Origin of the sequence: Amycolatopsis sacchari, from assembly GCF_900114035.1 — a bacterium.
GTDB lineage: Bacteria > Actinomycetota > Actinomycetes > Mycobacteriales > Pseudonocardiaceae > Amycolatopsis_E > Amycolatopsis_E sacchari.
On record NZ_FORP01000005.1, the window covers coordinates 315,296 to 335,356 of the forward strand.

Here is a 20,061-nt window from a genome sequence, read left to right on the forward strand (position 1 = left end):
TAGCGGGGGACGCGGGCCGGGAAGCTACTGTGGACGGAAAGACAGGAGGTACCCAGCGTGTCCGGATGCTGCCCACCTTCGCGGTCCGCCGCGCCGTCCGCCGTCGTGCCGCAGGCGGGGCCCGTGCGGGCTCCCGACGCCGACGGGCTGATTTCGTTGCCCGGCGGCACTTTCCGGATGGGCACCGAGGACGAGGACGGTTTCCCCGAGGATCACGAGGGGCCGGTCCGCGAAGTCACGGTCGGCCCGTTCGCGATCGACGCGTACGCCGTGACGAACGCGCGGTTCGCCGAGTTCGTCGACGCCACGGGCTACCGCACGGAGGCGGAGCGGTTCGGCTGGACGTACGTGTTCGCCAAGTTCGTGCCAGCACACCTGCGGAAGGGGGCGCCGCGCCCGGAGCAGACGCCGTGGTGGTGCGGCGTGGCCGGGGCGTACTGGCGGGCGCCGGAAGGCCCGGGCAGCGACGTCGAGGACCGCTGGGACCACCCCGTGGTGCACGTGTCCTGGAACGACGCGACGGCCTACTGCGCATGGGCGGGCCGCCGGCTGCCGACCGAGGTGGAGTGGGAGTACGCCGCCCGCGGCGGGCTCGACCAGGCCCGCTACCCGTGGGGTGACGAGCTGACCCCGGACGGTGAGCACCGCTGCAACATCTGGCAGGGCCGCTTCCCGGTGCACAACACCGAGGAGGACGGGTTCGCCGGGACGGCACCCGTGGACGCGTTCCAGCCCAACGGTTTCGGGCTCTACAACGTCTCGGGCAACGTGTGGGAGTGGTGCGCGGACTGGTTCGACCCGGCGCGGGCGAACCGGGCCATGCGCGGCGGTTCCTACCTGTGCCACGACTCGTACTGCAACCGGTACCGGGTCGCGGCCCGTACCGCGAACACCCCGGACAGTTCGAGCGGGAACCTGGGGTTCCGCACCGCCGCCGATATCTGACTGCCGCTAACGTTCCGGGCATGCCGTCTGACAACGCCCGTGGCTACGCGAAAGGCCGGGCCCGCCGCCGGGAGATCCTGCTCGCCGCCCTCCGCGCGTTCGCGGAGCAGGGTTTCCGGGCGACGTCGATGCGGGAGATCGCGGAGATGGTCGGCCTGAGCCAGGCCGGGCTGCTGCACCACTTCTCCTCCAAGGAAGAGCTGCTGGAGGAGGTGCTGCGGCTGCGTGACGAGGAGCAGACGGCCTTCAACGAGCGCCTCGGGGAGGGGCGCGGCCTCGACGCGATCCGCTACCTGCTCGACCTGGTGGACCTCAACGCCAGGCAGGTCGGGCTGGTCCGGCTGTACACGGTGCTCGCGGGGGAGTCCGTGAGCCCGGGGCACCCCGCGCGCCAGTACTTCCTCGACCGTTACGCCACGGTGCGGGAGCGCGTCGCGCAGCGGCTGCGCAGTGCCCGTGACGAGGGCGAACTGCGCGCCGACGCGGACCTCGACGGGGCGTCCGCGGTGATCATGGCGGTCATGGACGGGCTGCAGATCCAGTGGCTGCTCGACCCCGAAACCGTCGACATGCCCCAGGTGTTCCGGGAGTTCCTCGAGACCTACCTCCGCGGTCTCGCGCCGGACGACCGGTAACGAACGAGTAACAAACCATTCAGTTGATAGGTTTTTCTGCCTACAGTCCTCCCACCCCAACGACGCGGCTGGTGCGCGCCAACGACGGCGCAGGAAGGACGGACCGCCCATGGCGTCCGGCAGGAACATCCCGGAACTACCCCGGAGAACAGCGCTGCTCGGCCTCGCCGGGCTCGGTGCGCTGACCCTCGGTGGCTGCCGGCTCGCGGTGAACGAAGCACGCGGTGCCGACGGCGGCGGCCCCCGGCAGGGCGGCACGCTCATCCTCGCGGTCAACAGCGAACCGACCCCGGCGCGGGTCCAGTCGCAGGGCCCGACCTCGACGACCTGGCGCGACCTCGTCTTCGAAACGCTGACGGCGTACGACAGTTCGGGCACCCCGCAGCCGGCGCTCGCCACGTCGTGGGAGCTGGCCGACGGCGGCCGGACGGTCACCCTGCGCCTGCGCGACGACGTGCGGTTCCACACCGGACGGCCGATGACGGCGCAGGACGTGATGTTCTCGCTCCGGCGCACCACCCAGCCCGCCGCGCAGTCACAGGTCAGCTCGATCAGCAAGCTCATCAAGGACATGAGCGCGCCCGACGCGCACACCGTCGTGCTGCGGTTGAGCAGGCAGGCGAGCAACCTGTTCGACCTGTTCCAGTTCTGCTCCGTCGTCGACGAGGAGTCCGCGCGCGGCCTCGACGACGGCAGCGCCGTGATCGGCACCGGGCCGTTCCGGTGGGAGTCGTGGACCCCCGGTTCGCAGCTGACCCTGGTGCGCAACACGGATTACCGCGTCCCGGGACGGCCCTACCTCGACCGCATCGAGCAGCCGCTGATCACCGACCCCACCGCGCTCGTCACGGCGATCCGGGGCGGGCGGGCGCACATCGCCTACGGGGTGGGGCCGATGGACGCCAGGGGACTGTCCACAGACGACCGGTTCACCGTGAACCAGGGCATCTCGGTCGCCTACTCGGCCGGCATGAACGTGACGAAGCCACCGTTCGACAAGGTCGAGGTGCGGCAGGCGGTCGGCTACGCCGTCGACCGCAAACGCGCGCTGAACCAGATCTTCGCGGGCTACGGCGAAAGCAGCAGCCTGTGGTGGACGCGGAAGGAACCCGGCTGGGACGCCGCGCAGGCGGCCACCTACACCTACGACCCGGCCCGCGCCAAGGCGATGATCGCGGGCGCCGGCGCGGCCGGGGCGCGGGTGACCATGGACGTGATCGGCATCCAGGCGGCCCGCAGCCTCGCGGAGGTCGTGCGGTACGACCTGGAAGCGGCCGGGCTGCGCGTGGCCGTCCGGGTGCTGGACACGGTCGACTTCACGCGCCGGATGGCCAACAGCAGCCTCGAAGGCGAACTGTTCCTCAACGGCTACGGGCTGTCCGACATGTCCGCCGCCACGTTCGTCAGCTCCGTGCCGGCCTTCGCGTTGAAGAACGCCTCCCGGTTCGAAAGTCCCGAATACGCCACCGTGATGAACCAGGTGCTCACCGCGTCGCCCGGACAACGGCAGCCCGCCGTGCGGCGGCTGGGCACGTACCTGCAGGAGCAGGCGTTCGAGCAGTGCTTCCTCGTGACGCAGGCGGTCAACGTGCAGTCCAACCGGGTCCGCGACCTGGGCCAGACCGCCGTCGGCAGCTTCGTCCTCACCGATACCTACCTGGTGTAGCCATGACCCGATTCCTGGTACGCAGAATCCCCTCGGCACTGCTCGTGCTGTTCGTGACGTCGATACTGGCGTTCGTGCTGCCCCGGCTCGCGCCGGGCGACCCCGCCGTCGCGGTGGCCGGGCCCGAGGCCACACCCGCCGACATCGCCGCCATCCGCACCCAGCTCGGCCTCGACCGGCCGCTGGTGACCCAGTACCTGCACTGGATCGGCGGGGTGTTCACCGGCGACTTCGGACAGTCCTATGTGACCCATCGCCCGGTGACGCAGCTGGTCGGCGACCGCCTCGGCTCGACGCTCCAGCTCGCGGTGCTGGCCGCGCTGTTCATGGTCGTGATCGGGGTGGCGCTGGGCGTCGCGGCGGGCTCGGCCCGCGGCCGGGCCGCCAAGAGCTTCCTGGACGTGCTGTGCTCGCTGCTGCTCGCGGTGCCGCCGTTCCTGACCGGGCTGGTGCTCGCGTTGCTGCTCGGGGTGTTCTGGCGGATCCTGCCGGTGTCCGGCGAGGTCTCGCTGCTGGCCGATCCCGAGATCGGCATCCAGTACCTGCTGCTGCCCGCGTTCGCGCTCGCGCTGCCCCAGGCCGCGCAGATCGCGCGGCTGCTGCAGAGCGCGATGTGGCAGTCGCGGTCGGAGGAGTTCGTGCAGACCGCCGTCGCGAAGGGCGCTTCCGGCACCCGGATCACCTTGCGGCACGTGCTGCGGAACTCGCTCGCCTCCGCGCTGGTCAGCTTCGGCATGCGGGTCGGCGAACTGCTGGGCGGCGCGGTCGTCATCGAAGCGACCTTCGCCCGCAACGGGCTCGGCGCGCTCGCCGTGAGCAGCGTGAACCAGCGCGACTACCTCGTGCTGCAGACGCTGATCCTGCTCGCGGTCGCGATCGCGGTGGTCATCCAGCTGCTCACCGAGATAGCGCTTTCGGTCCTCGATCCCCGCATCCGCCTGGAAGGAGCACCCGCATGACCGCCACCGCCGTCGCGGCCCCCGTCACGCGGGCCGCCGGGACCAGGGCACGCGAGGGCTGGTGGCGTTACCTCGACGCCGTGCGCCGGCCGCGTGGCGTGGTCGCCGTGTCGCTGCTCGTCCTCCTCGTCGGCGCGGCACTGCTGGTTCCGCTGTTCTCCAGCGGCTACGACCAGCAGTCGGCCGACACGTTCCTCTCCCCGTCGTGGCAGCACCCCTTCGGCACGGACGAACTGGGCCGCGACGTGTTCGTGCGGACGCTCTACGGGCTGCGGTCCGACCTGGTGCTGCTGTTCGTCGGCGTGCCGCTGAGCGGGATCCTGGGCACGCTGCTCGGCGTGGTCGGCACGCTGTCCCGCCCGCTCGGGCTGGCCGTGCAGCGGGTCTTCGACATCATCGTCGGGTTCCCCAGCCTCATCCTCGGCATCGTGATCGTGCTGATCATGGGACCCGGCATCGCCTCGCTGACGGTCACGATCGTCCTCTTCGGACTCCCCGGGTTCGGTCGGCTCGCCCGCGCGGCGATGCTGTCCCAGGAACAGCGCGAGTACGTGCTCGCGGCCCGCGTGCTCGGCATCTCGCGGTGGAAGGTGCTCGTCCGGCACATCCTGCCGAACTCGCTGGACGCGATCATCGTGCACACCGCGATCGCCATGGTGATCGCGATCTTCCTGGAGACCGGGCTGTCCATCGTGGGCCTCGGCATCCAGCCACCGCAGCCGTCACTCGGGATGCTGCTCAACACCGGTGTCCGCTTCCTCTCGCTCGCGCCGTCCTACGTGCTCGGGCCCACGGTGGTGCTGATCCTGCTCGCCCTGTCCTTCAGCCTGCTCTCCGACGCGCTCAACGAGGCGGTGACCCGGAAATGACCGATCTGGTACTGGAAGCCGAGGACCTTCGTGTCCAGTTCGGACAGACCGTCGCCGTGGACGGGGTGTCGCTGCGGGTGCGCCGCGGGCACATCGTCGGCCTGGTCGGCGAATCCGGCTCCGGCAAGTCCGTGACGGCGAGGACCTTGATGCGGATGGTGCCGGAGCCGGGCCGGGTCACCGGTGGCACGGTGCGGTTCGACGGGCAGGACCTGCTCGCGCTGCCCGAGCGGGAGATGCGTTCGGTCCGCGGCGAGCGGATCGCGATGGTCTTCCAGGACCCGCAGGCCTCGCTCAACCCCGTGATGACGATCGGCGCGCAGGTCGCCGAGGCGCTGATCGTGCACGGCACCTCCCGCCGCGAGGCGCACCGGCGTGCCGTCGAACTGCTCGAACTGGTCGGCATCCCCGACGCGGAACGGCGGGCGGGCGAGCACCCGCACCAGTTCTCCGGCGGCATGCGCCAGCGGGTCGTGATCGCGATGGCGCTGGCGGGCGACCCCGCGCTGCTGGTCGCCGACGAGCCGACCACGGCGCTCGACGTCACGATCCAGGCGCAGATCCTGCGCCTGCTGGCCGAGCTGCGGGACCGGATCGGCGTGGCCGTCCTGCTCATCACCCACGACATGGGCGTGGTCGCGGAGCTGTGTGACGAGCTCGCGGTGATGTACGGCGGGCGGATCGTCGAGACCGGCACGGTGGCGGAGGTGTTCGCCGAGCCCGCCCACCCGTACACGCGGGACCTGCTGCGGGCCATGCCCAGGCTCGACGACGTGCGACGACGGCTGTACGCGATCCCCGGCCAGGCTCCGGATCCCGCGCACCTGCCGATGGGTTGTGCGTTCCACCCGCGTTGTGCGCTGGCGCAGGACCGGTGCCGTGAGGAGAAGCCCGCGCTCACACCCTTCGCCGACGGCCGCGAGGTCGCGTGCTGGTTCCCGGTGGACACCAGTGAGACGCCGAAAGAGCCCGCGACGACGGCAGCACGTGTGGCGCCGGGGGAGAAACCGGTCCTGGAGATCGAGGACCTGCGGGTCAACGTCGGTGGCCGGAGGGACCCGGTGTACGCGGTCGACGGCGTCGGCCTGCGCGTGCACGCCGGGGAAACGCTCGGCCTGGTCGGCGAATCCGGCTGCGGGAAGTCGACACTGGCGCGCACGGTCGTCGGCATCAACGAGCCGGTGTCGGGCGGGATCCGCGTGCTGGGCAAGGACTTCACGGAGATGGCGCGACGCGAGGTCGCGGCCGCCCGCCGGAAGGTGCAGTACGTCTTCCAGGACCCGTACGCCTCGCTCAACCCCCGCCGCACCATCCGGCAGGTGCTCGACGAGGCGCTGGAGGTCGCCGGGGTGGCACCGGCGCAGCGGCGGGCCCGGTCGGTCGAGCTGCTGGAGCTGGTCGGGCTCGGGGAACGCCACCTCGACCGGTATCCGCACGCGTTCTCCGGCGGGCAGCGGCAGCGGATCGGGATCGCGCGGGCGCTCGCCGTCGAGCCGGAGTGCCTCGTGCTCGACGAGCCGGTGTCCGCTTTGGACGTCTCGATCCAGGCGCAGGTGATGAACCTGCTCACCGACCTGCGGGACCGGCTCGGCCTCGGCTACCTGTTCATCGCGCACGACCTCGCCGTGGTGCGCTCGATCAGCGACCGGGTCGCGGTGATGTACCTCGGGCGGATCGTGGAAACCGGCCCCGCCGAGGACGTCTACCGCGCACCGCAGCACCCGTACACGGTGTCGCTGCTGTCGTCCTCGCCGTCGATGGAGCGCGAGCGGGAACGGATCGTGCTGACCGGTGACCTGCCGAGCCCCAAGAACCCGCCGTCCGGCTGCCGGTTCCGCACCCGCTGCCCGATCGGCCCACTCACCCACCCCGAACGCACGATCTGCGTCGAGCAGTCCCCCGTCCTGCCAGGGGGCGGGCACGGCGCGGCCTGCCACTTCGCCGGGGAACTGCTGATCACGGAAGGAAAGGCCGCGGTATGACGGAGCGTCCGAACATCGTGCTGGTGCTGGCCGACGACCTCGGCTACTCCGATCTCGGGTGCTACGGCGGGGAGATCGAGACGCCGAACCTGGACGCGCTGGCCGCGAACGGGGTGCGGATGACGCGCTTCACCACCACCGCGCGGTGCAGCCCGTCGCGCGCCTCGCTGCTGACCGGGCTCCACCCGCACCAGACCGGGATCGGCGTGCTGAACTGGAACGACGGCCCCGGCGGCTACCCCGGCAGCCTCAACGACCGCTGCCGCACCGTCGCCGAGGTGCTCGCCGCCGGCGGCTACACCACGTACCTGTCGGGCAAGTGGCACCTGTCGCACGACACCACCACGCCAAACGACTCGTGGCCGACGCGGCGGGGTTTCCAGCACTACTACGGAACCCTTGCCGGATGCGGGAACTACTTCGCGCCGATCCGGCTCAAGCGGGGCGAAGAGGACATTTCGGCGGAAGCGGCGGCGGACCCGGACTACTACTTCACGGACGCGGTCACCGACGCGGCGGTCGAGTTCCTCGACGGGCACGGCGACGAGCCCTTCTTCTGCTACGTCGCCTACACCGCACCACACTTCCCCTTGCACGCACGGGAAAGCGATATCGAGCGCTGCCGCGGCCGGTACCGGGAAGGCTGGGACGTGGTCCGGCAACGGCGCGTCGAGAAGATGCGCGAACTCGGCATCCTCGGCGAGGACACGGAAGTCAGCCCGCGGGATCCCGACGTCCCGGCCTGGGAGGACGCCGAGCACCGCGACTGGGAACAGCGGAAGATGGAGGTCTACGCCGCGCAGGTCGAGGCCATGGACCGCGGGATCGGGCGGATCGTGGAAACCCTGCGCGCCAAGGGAAAGCTCGACAACACGATGTTCGTCTTCCTGTCCGACAACGGCGGGTGCGCGGAGGAGCTCCCGCCCGGGCTCGGCAGCGAGTACGCAGCGAGGGGCTTCAGCGTGGTGCCCGCCGCGGCTCGCGACGGCGGCCCGGTCCACGTGGGACCGCAGCCGCAGTACCTGCCCGGCAGCGACGACACGTACCAGATGTACGGCAAGGCCTGGGCGAACGTGTCCAACACCCCGTTCCGGTTCTTCAAGCGCTGGACGCACGAGGGCGGCATCGCGAGCCCGTTCATCGTCCACTGGCCCGCCGGGCTCGGCGACCGGGCGGGCACCTTGACCGGGGTACCGCACTACCTGCCGGACTTCGTGCCCACCGTGCTCGAAGCCACGGGAGTGTCCTATCCGGACGACGCACCGCTGCCGCTGGAAGGGATGAGCATGCTCGGTTCCTGGCGTGGCGCACCGGATTCCGAGGAGCGCTGCCAGTTCTACGAGCACATCGGCAACGCCGCCGTCCGCCGCGGGAAGTGGAAGCTCGTGCGGGAGTACCCGGCGGACTGGGAGCTGTACGACCTGGACACCGATCCGACGGAACTGTCCGATGTGGCCGGTTCGCAGCCGGACGTGGTGCGGGAACTGGCGCGTGAGTGGGCGGCCTGGGCCGCGCGCTGCGGAGTGGTGCCCAGGGAACGGATACTCGAACTCGCCCGCTGGGGGATCGCCGTCCGTGCCTGGTGAACCGAAGAACAAGGGGAGGAACGTCTTGCCGGACCGGCTCGATCTCGACCAGAAGATCCGACTGCTCACGGGGGCCAGTTTCTGGCGCACCGCGGCGGAACCCGCCGTGGGACTGCGCTCGATGCTGATGTCCGACGGGCCGTCCGGGGTGCGTGGCGAGCACCTGGACGAGCGCGACCCGTCGCTGAACCTGCCGTCGGGCACCGCGCTCGCCGCCAGCTGGGACGAGGCGCTCGCCGCGCGGTACGGCGCCGTGCTCGCGGGCGAGGCCCGGCGCAAGGGGGTGCACGCGGTGCTCGGGCCGACGATCAACCTCCACCGCAGCCCGCTGGGCGGCAGGCATTTCGAGTGCTTCTCCGAGGACCCGCTGCTGTCGGGTGTGCTCGCCGCCGCGTACGTGCGGGGCCTGCAGGAGTACGGCGTGGCGGCGGTGCCGAAGCACTACGTGGCCAACGACTCCGAGAACGAGCGGCATACGGTCGACGTGCGGGTCGGCGAGCGCACCCTGCGTGAGGTGTACCTGCTGCCGTTCGAGCTGGCGGTGGTGCAGGGCGGGGCCTGGGCGATCATGTCGGCGTACAACGGGGTCAACGGCGCCGCGATGACCGAGAACGACCTGCTGCGCAGCCCGCTGGCGGACGAATGGGGCTTCGAGGGCCCGGTGATCTCCGACTGGACGGCGGTGCGCACCACGGTCGCCAGCGCGCTCGCCGGGCAGGACGTGGCGATGCCGGGGCCGGACGGACCGTGGGGCGAGGAGCTGGCCCGCGCGGTGCGAGACGGGCGGGTGCCGGAGTCGGTGATCGACGAGAAGGTGCGCCGCATCCTCTGGCTCGCGTCGAAGGTCGGCGCGCTCGGCGAAGAAAGCGCTCTCTCCACGCCGCCACCGCCGCCGGGTGACCTGCCGAGGGTGGCGGCGACCGAGGGCATGGTCCTGCTGCGCAACGAAAACGGCGAGCTGCCGTGGCGCGGCGTGCGGTCGGTCGCGGTGTCCGGGCAGGCCGCGACGGTGGCGCGTACGCAAGGCGGTGGCAGTGCGAAGGTGGCCCCGCCCACGACCGTGCCCGTGCTGACGGGGCTCCGGGAAGCGCTTTCCGGCGCCGACGTCCGGTACGACACCGGTGCGGTGATCACCGACGGCCCGCTGCCGCTTCCCCTAGCGCGCCTGACGAATCCGGTCACCGGCGAACCGGGTGTGCGGGTGCGCTTCCTCGACGCCGACGGCGGCGAGGTGTTCGCCGAGGACCGGTTCTCCACCGACCTGATCTGGTTCGGCACGAGCGCGGCCGGCGCGGTGACGCTGGAGATCGTGACGAGGTACCGGCCCGAAACCGGGGGCCGCACGGTGCTCGGGGTAGCGGCGGTCGGCCGCACGACGCTGTCCGTCGATGGCGTGCCCGTGGTGACCGCCGACCGGACCGGGGACCTCCTCGGCACGGGGCTGTTCGCGCCGCCCGCCGAGTCCGGCGTCGCGGAGCTGGTCGAGGAGCAGGAGGTCGAGCTGCGGGTCGTGCACGACCTGACCACCCGCGCCGGCCGCACGGGCTCGGTGTCGCTGGCGTTCGGGATCGAGCCCGCGGTGGACGACCCCGACGCCGAGATCGCGAGAGCCGTCGAGTCGGCCCGCACGGCGGAGGTCGCGCTCGTGGTGGTCGGCACCACGGGACGGGTCGAGACGGAGGGGGCCGACCGGACGTCGCTGGCGCTGCCGGGACGGCAGGACGACCTCGTGCGGGCGGTCGCCGCGGCCAACCCGCGCACCGTGGTCGTGGTCAACTCGGGCTCGCCCGTGCTCATGCCGTGGCGCGAGCAGGTCGCGGCGGTGCTGCTGACCTGGTTCCCCGGGCAGGAGTTCGGGCACGCGCTGGCCGACGTCCTGCTCGGCGTCGCCGAGCCCGGCGGTCGCCTGCCCACCTCGTGGCCCGCGAGCGAGGAGGACGTGCCCGTGTTGTCCACCGATCCGGTCGACGGCGTCCTCGACTACACCGAGGGCGTGCACATCGGCTACCGGGCGTGGCTGCGGGCCGGGCGCGAACCGGCCTACCCCTTCGGGCACGGGCTCGGCTACACGACCTGGCGCCTGGACGACCTCGACGTGCCCGAGTCGGTCCCCGCAGGGGGAGGACTGACGGCGGCGGTCCGCTTGACCAACGTCGGGACGCGGGCGGGCAAGCAGGTCGTGCAGGTGTACCTGTCCCGGCCGGAGAGCGAGCTGGACCGCCCCGTGCGCTGGCTCGCCGGGTGGTCGGTGGTCCGGGCGGAACCGGGGGAGACCGTGGAGGTCGTCGTGCGGATCGGGGCGCGTGCCCTGTCCCACTGGGACGGCGGCTGGCAGGTGGAGCCCGGGACGTTCCTGGTCCACGTGGGCACGTCCAGCGCGGACCTCCCGCTGACCGGGAAGGTGGAGGTGGCATGAAGATCATCTACGTCGACGTGGACAGCCTGCGGCCCGACCACACCGGGCCGTACGGCTACCAGCGGTCCATCACGCCGAACCTCGACCGGCTCGCCGAGCGGAGCGTCCGCTTCGACCGGTACTACTGCTCCGACTCGCCGTGCCTGCCCTCGCGCACCGCGTTGACCAGCGGGCAGTTCGGCATCACCAACGGCGTCGTCGGGCATGCGGGCGAGGCCGCGCGGTTCCGGCTCGACACCGGGCACCGCCCGTACCCCGGGCGCCCGCTGCTGGGGCAGGTGCTGACGAAAGCGGGTTACCGCACGGCGGCGGTGTCGTCGTTCGCCGAGCGCCACCGCGCGTACTTCTTCGAGGGCAACTTCCGCGAGCACATCCAGGCGACGCCGGACATCGGCAACGAGCCCGCGGAGATCGTCACCGACACCGCCGTGGACTGGATCTCCCGTCACCGGGACGAGGACTTCTACCTGCACATCACCTACTGGGACCCGCACATGGACTACCTCCAGGGTCCGGAGTGGACACAGCGGGCGGCCGAAAGCGGGCCTCCGCCGGACTGGCCCGACCAGGCCGCGATCGACCGGCACGCCGAGATCTACGGCCCCCGCACCGCGCTCGACCTGCACTACGCGGGTGGCTCGCGGCCGTCGCCGGTGCCGCACAACCTGCCGGAGGAGATCCGCACCCGCGCCGACTTCGTGCACATGATCAACGGCTACGACGGCGCGATCCTGTACTGGGACCACCACTTCGGCAGGCTGCTCAAGGCGATCGAGGACTTCGGGCTCGACGAGGAGACGGCGATCGTGGTGAGCGCGGACCACGGCGAGGCGTTCGGGGAACTGGGTTCCTACGGCGAGCACGGGCTGGCCAGCGAACCCGTGCACCGGCTGCCGATGATCGTCCACTGGCCCGGCGTCACCGAGCGGGGCAGCGACGATTCCCTGCTGTATAACATCGATTACGCCCCGACGATCTGCGAGTTGCTCGGCATCGAAATCCCGGAGAAGTGGCAGGGACGGTCCTTCGCGCCCGCGCTGCGGGGCGAGCCGATCGAACAACGCGAGTACCTCGTGCTCGGCCACGGCGCGCACACGTTCCAGCGTTCCGTGCGCACCCGCGACCACCTCTACATCCGGACCTACCACCCCGGTTCGTTCCGCGCCGAGTGGGAGTCGCTGTTCGACGTCACCCGTGACCCGCACCTGGAACACGACCTCAGCGCCGAGGAACCGGACCTGCTGATGAGGATGCGCTCGCACCTTTTCGAGTGGTGGCACCGGTACGCGGGCACGCCGGGCGCGCTGCCGGACCCGATGCAGACCTCCCTGCAGACCGGGCCGACGCTCTACAGCAAGCCGGAGGAGTACGCGGCGCACCTGAGGGCGACCGGGCGCGCGGCGCTCGCCGACGACCTCGAAGCCCGCCTGCACCCGGACAACGGTGCCGTCACCGTCTCCTGGCACGCGCAGGCCCCGCTGCCCACACTCCGAGTTCCGAAAGGCCGCTGATGGCACGCCCCAACGTCGTCGTGTTCGTGCCCGACCAGCTGCGCGCGGACGCCGTCGGCTGCTTCGGCAACCCGCACGTGCGCACGCCGAACCTCGACGCGCTCGCCGCGAGGGGCACCCGGTTCACCAACGCCTTCGTGCAGCACCCCGTGTGCTCGCCGAGCCGGGCGTCGTTCCTGACCGGCTGGTACCCGCACGTGGCCGGGCACCGCACGCTCACCCACCTGCTGCGCCCCGAGCAGCCGAACTTCCTGAAGTCGTTCAAGGACAACGGTTACCACGTGACGTGGGTGGGGGAGCGGGGCGACACGTTCGCGCCCGGCGGCACCGAGGCCAGCGTGCACGAGTACGGCTTCTCGGTGCCGCCGGGGGTGACCTGGCCCGCCCGGGCCGACTATGACGACGATCTCGCCGCCCGGACCTTCTACCTGGGGCGGGCCGAGGAGAGCGTCGACTTCGACGAGGCGGCCATCCGGTCCGCCGAGCAGTGGCTGGCGAAGCCGCCGCCCGAACCGTGGGTGCTGTTCGTCCCGCTGCTCGCCCCGCACGTGCCGTTCAAGGCGGCCGAGCCGTGGTTCTCGATGTACGACCGCGACGAGATGCCGGACCCGTTGCCGCCGGGGTCCGGCGAACCGGCCTTCCACCAGGCGATCCGCGAGGGCTACGGGCTGGACCGCATGACGCCGGGGAAGTGGCGGGAGATCATCGCGACCTACTACGCCATGGTGTCCAGAATGGACGATCACCTCGGCCGGGTTCTCGCGGCGGCGGGGGAGAACACGGTCACCGCCTTCTTCGCCGACCACGGCGAGTACCTCGGCGACTTCGGTCTCGTCGAGAAGTGGCCGACGTCGATGAGCCCCAACATCACGCGGGACCCGTTGATCATCGCCGGACCGGGCGTCCCCGAGGGCGAGGTGGTGGACGACATGGTCGAGCTGATCGACGTGTTCCCCACGCTGCTCGAGCTGTGCGACGTGCCCGATGACACGCATCGCCACTTCGGCCGCAGCCTCCTGCCGCGGCTTCGGGGCGAGGTGGAGGTGCACCGGGAATACGCTTTCTCCGAAGCCGGGTTCACCGTCGAGGAGGAGCCGCAGCTGGAACGGCCCGCCTACCCCTACGACCGCAAGGGCGAGCTGCAGCACGCGAACCCCCGGCTGGTCGGCAAGGTGGTCGCGGTGCGGGACCGGTCGTGGACCTACGTGCACCGCCTGTACGAGGGACCTGAGCTGTACGACCGGGTCGCTGATCCGCACGAGAGCGTGAACCTCGCGGGCAGGCCCGAGCACGCCGCGGTCGAACAGCGGATGCGCGACGAAATCCTGCGCTGGTACCTGGAAACCGCCGACGTCATCCCGTACACGCCGGATCCCCGCAGGCCGAAGGTGGAGCTGCCCACCCCGTGACGACCGCCGAAAGGACGGGTATGCGCGCGATCATCCTGATGTTCGACAGCCTCAACCGGCACCTGCTGCCGCCGTACGCCGACACGTTCGTCAAGGCGCCCAACTTCACGCGGCTGGCGGAGAAGTCGGTGACCTTCGACAACTTCTACGCCGGGTCGATGCCCTGCATGCCGGCGCGCCGGGAGCTGCACACGGGCCGGTACAACTTCCTGCACCGCGCCTGGGGCCCGCTCGAACCGTTCGACGATTCGATGCCGCAGCTGCTGCAGGACGCCGGGGTGCACACCCACCTGGCGTCGGACCACCCGCACTACTGGGAGGACGGCGGCGCGACCTACCACACGCGGTATTCGACGTGGGAGTTCTTCCGCGGCCAGGAAGGCGACCCGTGGAAGGGGATCGTGGACGCCCCCGCCGCCGGGCCGGGGGTGCAGGGCGCGCTGCGGCGGCAGGACGCGATCAACCGCCGGTACCTCCCGACGGAGGCGGAGCACCCGCAGACCCGCACGGTCGACGCGGGGCTGGAGTTCCTGGAGTCCAATGTGGACGCCGACCGGTGGCTGCTGCAGCTCGAGCTGTTCGACCCGCACGAGCCGTTCTTCACGCAGCAGCGGTACAAGGACCTGTACCCGCACGACTACGACGGCCCGGAGTTCGACTGGCCGCCGTACGCGAAGGTGACCGAACCCGCGGACCAGGTCGAGCACGCGCGGCTGGAGTACGCGGCGCTCGTGTCGATGTGCGACCGCTCGCTGGGCCGGGTGCTGGACTTCATGGACGAGCACGACCTGTGGCGCGACACGATGCTGATCGTCAACACCGACCACGGGTTCCTGCTCGGCGAACACGGCTGGTGGGCGAAGGGCATGCCGCCGTGGTTCGGCGAACTGGTGCACGTGCCGATGTTCCTGTGGGACCCGCGCACAGGCGAGGCGGGCACGCGGCGCGGAGAGCTGTGCCAGACCATCGACATCGCGCCGACGGTGCTGGGGTTCTTCGGGATCGAACCGCCGCCGGACATGCAGGGCTCGGACCTCGGCACGCCGGGCCGCACGCGTTCGGGTGCGTTGTTCGGGGTTCACGGCGGGCACGTGAACGTCACCGACGGCCGGTTCGTGTACATGCGGGCCGCGGTGAGCGAGGACAACGGCCCGCTGGAGGAGTACACGCTGATGCCGACGCGCATGAGGGCACGGTTCTCGCCTCGTGAGCTGTCCGCGTGGGAACCGGCCGAGCCGTTCTCCTTCACCAAGGGGCTGCGGACGATGCGCGTGCCGGCCAGCGGCGGCTGGATGAACCCGTGGCGGCACGGCACGCTGCTGTTCGACCTCGAAGCCGATCCCGGTCAGGAGCACCCCATCCCCGACGACGAGACGGAGCTGCGCATGCTCCGGCTGCTGGCCCGGCTGATGCACGACAACGAGGCGCCGCGCAGCCAGTTCGAGCGGCTCGGCATCCCGTGGGACGGCGAACCGGGGCCGGAGCACCTGCTGGTCCGCGCGCAGGCGGCGAGGGCGGCGGCACTCGCCGAGCCGCTGCCGGCCGACCTGCCCGCGCGGGACCTGCTCGGCGCGCCGCTGGCGGAGCTGCGGGACCGGGTGGAGCTGCGTGCAGTGCTGGAACGGCACTTGCCGGAGCTGACCAGGACGGAGTTGGTCACCCTCCCGGCGACGACGAGCGTCCTGGACCTCGCCCGCCGCGGCGTGCTCCCGGCGGCGACCCTGCGTGAGCTGGCGAAGGAACTGGCCGCGGGAGGGGCTGCTTGGATGTAGTGCTCTGGGACGTCGGCGTGTGGTCCAGACCGGTGGCGCATGTCGCGAAGGAGTTGGGGGTGTCGCGGCAGTGTGCGCACCGCTGGGTGCGCCGCTACCGCGAGGAAGGACCGGCAGGCCTGGTCGACCTGGTCGCTCAAGCCGTCCACACCACTCGCCGACCCGGGTCAGCGCGGAGACCGAAACTCAGGTGGTCACCGCCCGGCAACAGATGCGGTGCCGGCCCCCCGCATCAGCCAGGCCACCGGTGTGCCGGTCCGCACGGTCTCACGCGTGCTGGCCCGCTGCGGGATTCCCCGGCTGGCTGAGTGCGACCCGTTAACCGGGCAGCACATCCGCGCTACCCGCCACACCACGATCCGCTACCAACACCCCGCACCCGCACGGCCTTCCTGCTTCGCGCCGCCGCCTGGTTCGCCGACCACGGCATCCCCCGCGTCCAGCGAATCCTGACCGACAACGCCAAGAACTACGTCATCTCCCGCGACTTCGCCGCTGCAGTACCGAACACTCCAAACCGAGTGCGCATACCACGCCGTCCCAACGTAACGGCCAAGTACACCTAGAGCCAGGGCCCGAGGTCGGGCGCGTTCACGAGCGAGTGGGGGCGCCCGGTGAGGTAGGCGGCGACCTCGGGCAGCGGTCCGTCGGGAACGGTGGTGAGCCCGCGCTGCGCCTGGACGTCCGCCACGAGCTCGGTCAGGAACTCGCCGGGGAGGTCCGCGAAGGTCACGCCGGTGCCGAGGTCGACGGTGTGCAGCCAGACCTCCCGGGCCCGGAGCCAGGGGATCGCCGTGGCGGGCACCGGTTTGCCCTGCGCGGTGCGGACCTCGGCCTGCCACCGGGTGCCGGACAGGCCGTCCATCGCGGTGTCCAGCTCGCGCACCGCCTCCTCCAGCCACGCCACCAGCCGCGACGCGGGAAGCGCGGCACCCGCCTCGATGTCGGCGTCGCGTTGTTCGCGAGACGGGTACATGGGGGTGGGCTCGCCGGTCTTCGCCCAGTGCACGAGGTTCCCGAGCGCCTCCGCGTTGGCGGCGACGTGGGCCACGACGTGTTTGCGCGTCCAGCCGGGCAGGAGGCTCGGCTGCGCCATCCCCTGCTCGTCCAGGGCGGCCACCTGTGCGGTGAACAACCGGGTACCGTCCTCGACCCACTTCCGGGAACGCAGCACGGCTCCTCCCTCCGCGTCACGGTTCAGGTGCACCTACGACACCTACCGCACGAGGCGATCGCCGTCGAGCCGGGGAGACCTCAGTTGAGTGGCCGCGCCACGCCCGTGACGAGCGGGCGGACCACCGACGGCATCCCGCGCCACGCCGCCGTGTCCACGTCCAAGGTCTCGAAGCGCCGGCCGATGAGCCCGAGCGTGTCGCGGTCGCACCGGCACCCCTGGGCGAACGCGGCCCACGGCCCGGCCAGCCGTGACTGCCTGCGGGCCAGCCTGGTGTCCTCGGCCCGCACGTGCTCGCAGAACAGCAGCCTGCCGCCCGGCCGCAGCACGCGCACGAGTTCGGCGAGCACGCGGTCGACCTCGGGGACCGTGCACAGCACGAGCGTGGACACCACCGTGTCGACGCTGTGGTCGGGCACCGGCAGCGCGTCCGCAGTGGTCTGAACCACGTGCACCGACTCCCGGCCCGCCGCGCGGCGGGACAGCCTCCGGTACATCGCCGGCACCGGCTCCGTGAGCAGGACCTGATCGACCTCCCGCGGGTAGTGCCGCACGTTGAGCCCGGTCCCCGCGCCGATTTCGACCACCCTGCCCCGCGCCCCACGCAGCAGTTCCGCCCGGCGTTCGGTCATGCCCAGCCGTTCGCCGCGGTGGATGAACGGTTCGTACACGAAAGCGCCGAACCGTTCCCAGACCCCGTCCCGCGCCGCTCTCTTCTTCCCGGTCATGACGGCCAGTCCACCAGCCGGTGGCCACCACGCGCATCGCCCGTCTTCGCCATTCCGCGCATGGCCGGACCGGGCCACGGCAGCGCCTAGACTGTGCCGATGCGGGCCGGGGACCAGGTGGTGCGCTTCACTGCCGCGGGCGGCCGGAGGGTCGCGTGGGCGTGCGCCGGTTCGGGCCCGCCGCTGGTCCTCGGCGGCTGGTGGTGCGGGCACCTGGAACTGGACTGGCGCAACCCGCTGTTCCGGCGGTTCACCGAACTGTTCACCGACCGCTTCACCCTCATCCGGTACGACCGGCCCGGCACCGGCATGTCCGGGCGCACCGGCCCGCCGCCCACGAGCCTCGCCGAGGAGGTCGCGGTGCTCAGCGCCGTCGTCGACGAGGCGGGGGAGCGGGTGTCCCTGTTCGGCGGCTCGTCCGGTGGCTGCGTCGCCGCCGCCTACGCCGCCGAACACCCGGAGCGCGTGGACCGCCTCGTGTTGTACGGCAGCTACGCGCACGGCGCCGACATCGCCACCGCCGAGGCGCGGGACTCGATACTGGCGGCCGTCGCGCGGCATTGGGGCGTGGGTTCCCGCCTGCTGGCGGACGTCTTCCTGCCGGGCGGAACCGCGGCCGAGCGGGAGGAGTTCGTCCGGCTCCAGCGCGCGAGCGCGTCCCCGGAGAGCGCGGCGGCCTCGCTCGCCGCGCTGTACGGCTTCGACGTGCGCGACCGGCTGGGCACGCTCGAAACCCCGGCTCTGGTCGTGCACCGGCGTGACGACAGGGCGATCCCGTTCCGGCTCGGCCAGGACGTGGCAGCTCGCGTCGGCGGCGCCACGTTCGTCCCGCTCGACGGCGACGACCACCTGCCGTGGCGCGGGGACGTGGAGTCGGTCGTGCGCGCCGTGCGGGACTTCCTCGGCGCGGGCCCCCGCGCTCCCGCCACCGGCGGGCTGTCCGGCCGCGAGGTCGAGGTGCTGCGCCTGGTCGCCGGGGGCCTCAGCGACCGGGAGATCGCGGAGAGGCTCGGGATCAGTGCCCACACCGTCCACCGCCACGTGGCGAACATCAGGACCAAGCTCGGCCTGCCGACCCGGACCGCGATCGCGGTGCACGCGGCGCGGTCCGGGTTGATCTGAGCGGGCTACCCCGCCCGGAGCCCCAGCCGCCGCGCGTCGCGCTCAGGGCGGACGAAGAGCACCGCCAGCAGGCCGCCCACGACCGACAGCACGCCCGCCACGACCCACGCCGGCGTGTATCCCACGGCTTCGACGATGCGGCCGGTCACGTACGGCGCGAGCAGGCCGGCCGTCGTGATGAGGCCGATGCTGATCGACAGCACCGCCCCGCGCCTGCGGACCGGGCTGATCTCCGCGTTCACCGTCAGCACGATCGCGAACACGATCCCGCCGAGGCTGAACGCGAGGGTGAGCAGCGCCAGCCGCACCGCACCGCCCGCCAGCGGGAACAGCAGCATCGCCAGCCCGGCGACCCCGACCGCGACACCGCCGAGCACACCCCGGGCGAGGCGGCTGGGCACCCCGCGCCGCATCAGCCACTCCGTCACCGCGCCCTGCGCCAGGTTGAACACGGCCAGCGCCGCCCACGGCAGGATCACGAGCGTGCCCGTCGTGCTGACGCTGTAGCCGAGCCCGTTCTCCAGGTACGGCGGCACCCACGCGGTGAGCAGCGCCAGCGTCCAGTAGGCCGCGAACCCGGCGGCGAACCCGCCCAGCCACGTGCCGCTCAGCAGGATGCGGCGGTAGGGCACCGCGGGCTCGTCGGCCGGGGTGGGCGCGGCCGTGTCCACGACGGTGCCCTCCCTGCCGAGGACGGCCCACACCACGACCCACACCATGCCCACGGCGAACAGGGAGAAGAACGCCCACCTCCATCCATAGTGGACAATTACCGCGGTCAGCAGCGGCGCGCCGAGCGTCACGCCGATGGCCGAGCCCATGTTCAGGATCGCGCTGGGCAGGCTGCGTTTCTCGTTCGGGAACCACTTGGCGGCCGCGTGCATCGCCATCGGGTTCGCCGGGCCCTCGGCGGCGCCCAGCACGACCCGGCAGGCGAGCAGTACCCCGAACCCGGCGCCGCCGAGCACGGGCACCTGCGAAAGCGCCCAGACCACCGCCATCACCAGCAGCACCCACTTCGTCGCCACGCGGTTCGACACGAACCCGACCACGACGGCGGAAACGCTGAACAGGAAGTAGAAACCGCTGGAGAGCAGGCCGTACTGGCTGGGGGACAGGTGCAGATCGTGCATGATCGGTTTCGCGGCCAGCCCGAGCACGGCCTTGTCCGCGAAGTTGATCAGCATGAACGCCAGCAGCAGGAAGGTGATCAGCCAGGCGCGGCCGGCGCCCGGTGTCCCCGTGGTGGCCCGGGCCGCCGTGGACCGGGTCGCGGAAAGGTCCATG

The 20,061-nt window shown here is 71.6% G+C and carries 15 protein-coding genes and 1 pseudogene; 13 read left to right on the forward strand and 3 right to left on the reverse strand.

Annotation, left to right across the window (positions count from 1 at the left end):
• The first annotated feature begins 57 nt into the window (after positions 1–57).
• The 12 genes and pseudogenes from BMZ92_RS11880 to BMZ92_RS38800 form a co-directional block, all read left to right on the forward strand.
• Positions 58–945: a formylglycine-generating enzyme family protein gene (locus tag BMZ92_RS11880; RefSeq protein ID WP_091506107.1), complete on the forward strand. Its 888-nt coding sequence runs from the start codon at positions 58–60 to the stop codon at positions 943–945.
• A gap of 20 nt (positions 946–965) precedes the next feature.
• The gene (locus tag BMZ92_RS11885; RefSeq protein ID WP_091506109.1) at positions 966–1,580 is read left to right on the forward strand and encodes a TetR/AcrR family transcriptional regulator; all 615 of its coding nucleotides are present in this window, start codon (positions 966–968) and stop codon (positions 1,578–1,580) included.
• 109 nt (positions 1,581–1,689) lie between these two features.
• On the forward strand, positions 1,690–3,246 hold the full coding sequence (locus BMZ92_RS11890) for an ABC transporter substrate-binding protein (protein WP_091506110.1): 1,557 nt from the start codon (positions 1,690–1,692) through the stop codon (positions 3,244–3,246).
• 2 nt (positions 3,247–3,248) lie between these two features.
• On the forward strand, positions 3,249–4,205 hold the full coding sequence (locus tag BMZ92_RS11895; RefSeq protein ID WP_091506112.1) for an ABC transporter permease: 957 nt from the start codon (positions 3,249–3,251) through the stop codon (positions 4,203–4,205).
• A complete protein-coding gene (locus BMZ92_RS11900; RefSeq protein ID WP_091506114.1) occupies positions 4,202–5,074 on the forward strand; it encodes an ABC transporter permease in 873 nt (290 codons plus the stop codon). The genes BMZ92_RS11895 and BMZ92_RS11900 overlap by 4 nt, the downstream gene beginning before the upstream one ends.
• Positions 5,071–7,056: an ABC transporter ATP-binding protein gene (locus BMZ92_RS11905; RefSeq protein ID WP_091506115.1), complete on the forward strand. Its 1,986-nt coding sequence runs from the start codon at positions 5,071–5,073 to the stop codon at positions 7,054–7,056. The genes BMZ92_RS11900 and BMZ92_RS11905 overlap by 4 nt, the downstream gene beginning before the upstream one ends.
• The gene (locus tag BMZ92_RS38140) at positions 7,053–8,642 is read left to right on the forward strand and encodes an arylsulfatase (RefSeq protein WP_091506116.1); all 1,590 of its coding nucleotides are present in this window, start codon (positions 7,053–7,055) and stop codon (positions 8,640–8,642) included. Before BMZ92_RS11905 ends, BMZ92_RS38140 begins: the two co-directional genes overlap by 4 nt.
• 25 nt (positions 8,643–8,667) lie before the next feature.
• The gene (locus BMZ92_RS11915) at positions 8,668–11,058 is read left to right on the forward strand and encodes a beta-glucosidase family protein (protein ID WP_177228634.1); all 2,391 of its coding nucleotides are present in this window, start codon (positions 8,668–8,670) and stop codon (positions 11,056–11,058) included.
• Positions 11,055–12,569: a sulfatase family protein gene (locus BMZ92_RS11920; protein ID WP_091506118.1), complete on the forward strand. Its 1,515-nt coding sequence runs from the start codon at positions 11,055–11,057 to the stop codon at positions 12,567–12,569. Before BMZ92_RS11915 ends, BMZ92_RS11920 begins: the two co-directional genes overlap by 4 nt.
• Positions 12,569–13,978: a sulfatase family protein gene (locus BMZ92_RS11925; protein ID WP_091506120.1), complete on the forward strand. Its 1,410-nt coding sequence runs from the start codon at positions 12,569–12,571 to the stop codon at positions 13,976–13,978. Before BMZ92_RS11920 ends, BMZ92_RS11925 begins: the two co-directional genes overlap by 1 nt.
• Before the next feature lie 20 nt (positions 13,979–13,998).
• Positions 13,999–15,750, forward strand: a complete 1,752-nt coding sequence (locus BMZ92_RS11930; RefSeq protein ID WP_091506122.1) for a sulfatase family protein — start codon at positions 13,999–14,001, stop codon at positions 15,748–15,750.
• 26 nt (positions 15,751–15,776) lie between these two features.
• Positions 15,777–15,911 (forward strand): annotated as a pseudogene (locus BMZ92_RS38800) (helix-turn-helix domain-containing protein); the annotation flags it as partial.
• Between the two features lie 401 nt (positions 15,912–16,312).
• On the opposite strand, the gene BMZ92_RS11940 reads toward BMZ92_RS38800, so the two are convergent.
• Complete coding sequence (locus BMZ92_RS11940; RefSeq protein ID WP_091506254.1) at positions 16,313–16,924, reverse strand: maleylpyruvate isomerase family mycothiol-dependent enzyme; 612 nt, start codon at positions 16,922–16,924, stop codon at positions 16,313–16,315.
• An 80-nt stretch (positions 16,925–17,004) separates the two neighbouring features.
• Positions 17,005–17,652, reverse strand: a complete 648-nt coding sequence (locus BMZ92_RS11945; protein ID WP_091506125.1) for a class I SAM-dependent methyltransferase — start codon at positions 17,650–17,652, stop codon at positions 17,005–17,007.
• 99 nt (positions 17,653–17,751) lie between these two features.
• On the opposite strand from BMZ92_RS11945, the gene BMZ92_RS11950 reads away from it, so the two are divergent.
• Positions 17,752–18,774, forward strand: a complete 1,023-nt coding sequence (locus BMZ92_RS11950) for an alpha/beta fold hydrolase (protein WP_091506127.1) — start codon at positions 17,752–17,754, stop codon at positions 18,772–18,774.
• Positions 18,775–18,779: 5 nt separating this feature from the next.
• Here the strand turns inward: BMZ92_RS11950 and BMZ92_RS11955 are convergent, their stop codons facing one another.
• Positions 18,780–20,060, reverse strand: coding sequence for an MFS transporter (locus BMZ92_RS11955; RefSeq protein WP_091506128.1), 1,281 nt, complete (start codon positions 20,058–20,060; stop codon positions 18,780–18,782).
• Position 20,061 lies beyond the last annotated feature (1 nt).

Bases quoted from the DNA above. Each gene is read 5' to 3' on its own strand.
- BMZ92_RS11945 (WP_091506125.1), bottom strand. From the start codon at position 17,652: ATGACCGGGAAGAAGAGAGCGGCGCGGGACGGGGTCTGGGAACGGTTC.
- BMZ92_RS11920 (WP_091506118.1), top strand. From the start codon at position 11,055: ATGAAGATCATCTACGTCGACGTGGACAGCCTGCGGCCCGACCACACC.
- BMZ92_RS38140 (WP_091506116.1), top strand. From the start codon at position 7,053: ATGACGGAGCGTCCGAACATCGTGCTGGTGCTGGCCGACGACCTCGGC.
- BMZ92_RS11905 (WP_091506115.1), top strand. From the start codon at position 5,071: ATGACCGATCTGGTACTGGAAGCCGAGGACCTTCGTGTCCAGTTCGGA.
- BMZ92_RS11885 (WP_091506109.1), top strand. From the start codon at position 966: ATGCCGTCTGACAACGCCCGTGGCTACGCGAAAGGCCGGGCCCGCCGC.
- BMZ92_RS11955 (WP_091506128.1), bottom strand. From the start codon at position 20,060: ATGGACCTTTCCGCGACCCGGTCCACGGCGGCCCGGGCCACCACGGGG.
- BMZ92_RS11925 (WP_091506120.1), top strand. From the start codon at position 12,569: ATGGCACGCCCCAACGTCGTCGTGTTCGTGCCCGACCAGCTGCGCGCG.
- BMZ92_RS11895 (WP_091506112.1), top strand. From the start codon at position 3,249: ATGACCCGATTCCTGGTACGCAGAATCCCCTCGGCACTGCTCGTGCTG.
- BMZ92_RS11950 (WP_091506127.1), top strand. From the start codon at position 17,752: ATGCGGGCCGGGGACCAGGTGGTGCGCTTCACTGCCGCGGGCGGCCGG.
- BMZ92_RS11890 (WP_091506110.1), top strand. From the start codon at position 1,690: ATGGCGTCCGGCAGGAACATCCCGGAACTACCCCGGAGAACAGCGCTG.
- BMZ92_RS11930 (WP_091506122.1), top strand. From the start codon at position 13,999: ATGCGCGCGATCATCCTGATGTTCGACAGCCTCAACCGGCACCTGCTG.
- BMZ92_RS11900 (WP_091506114.1), top strand. From the start codon at position 4,202: ATGACCGCCACCGCCGTCGCGGCCCCCGTCACGCGGGCCGCCGGGACC.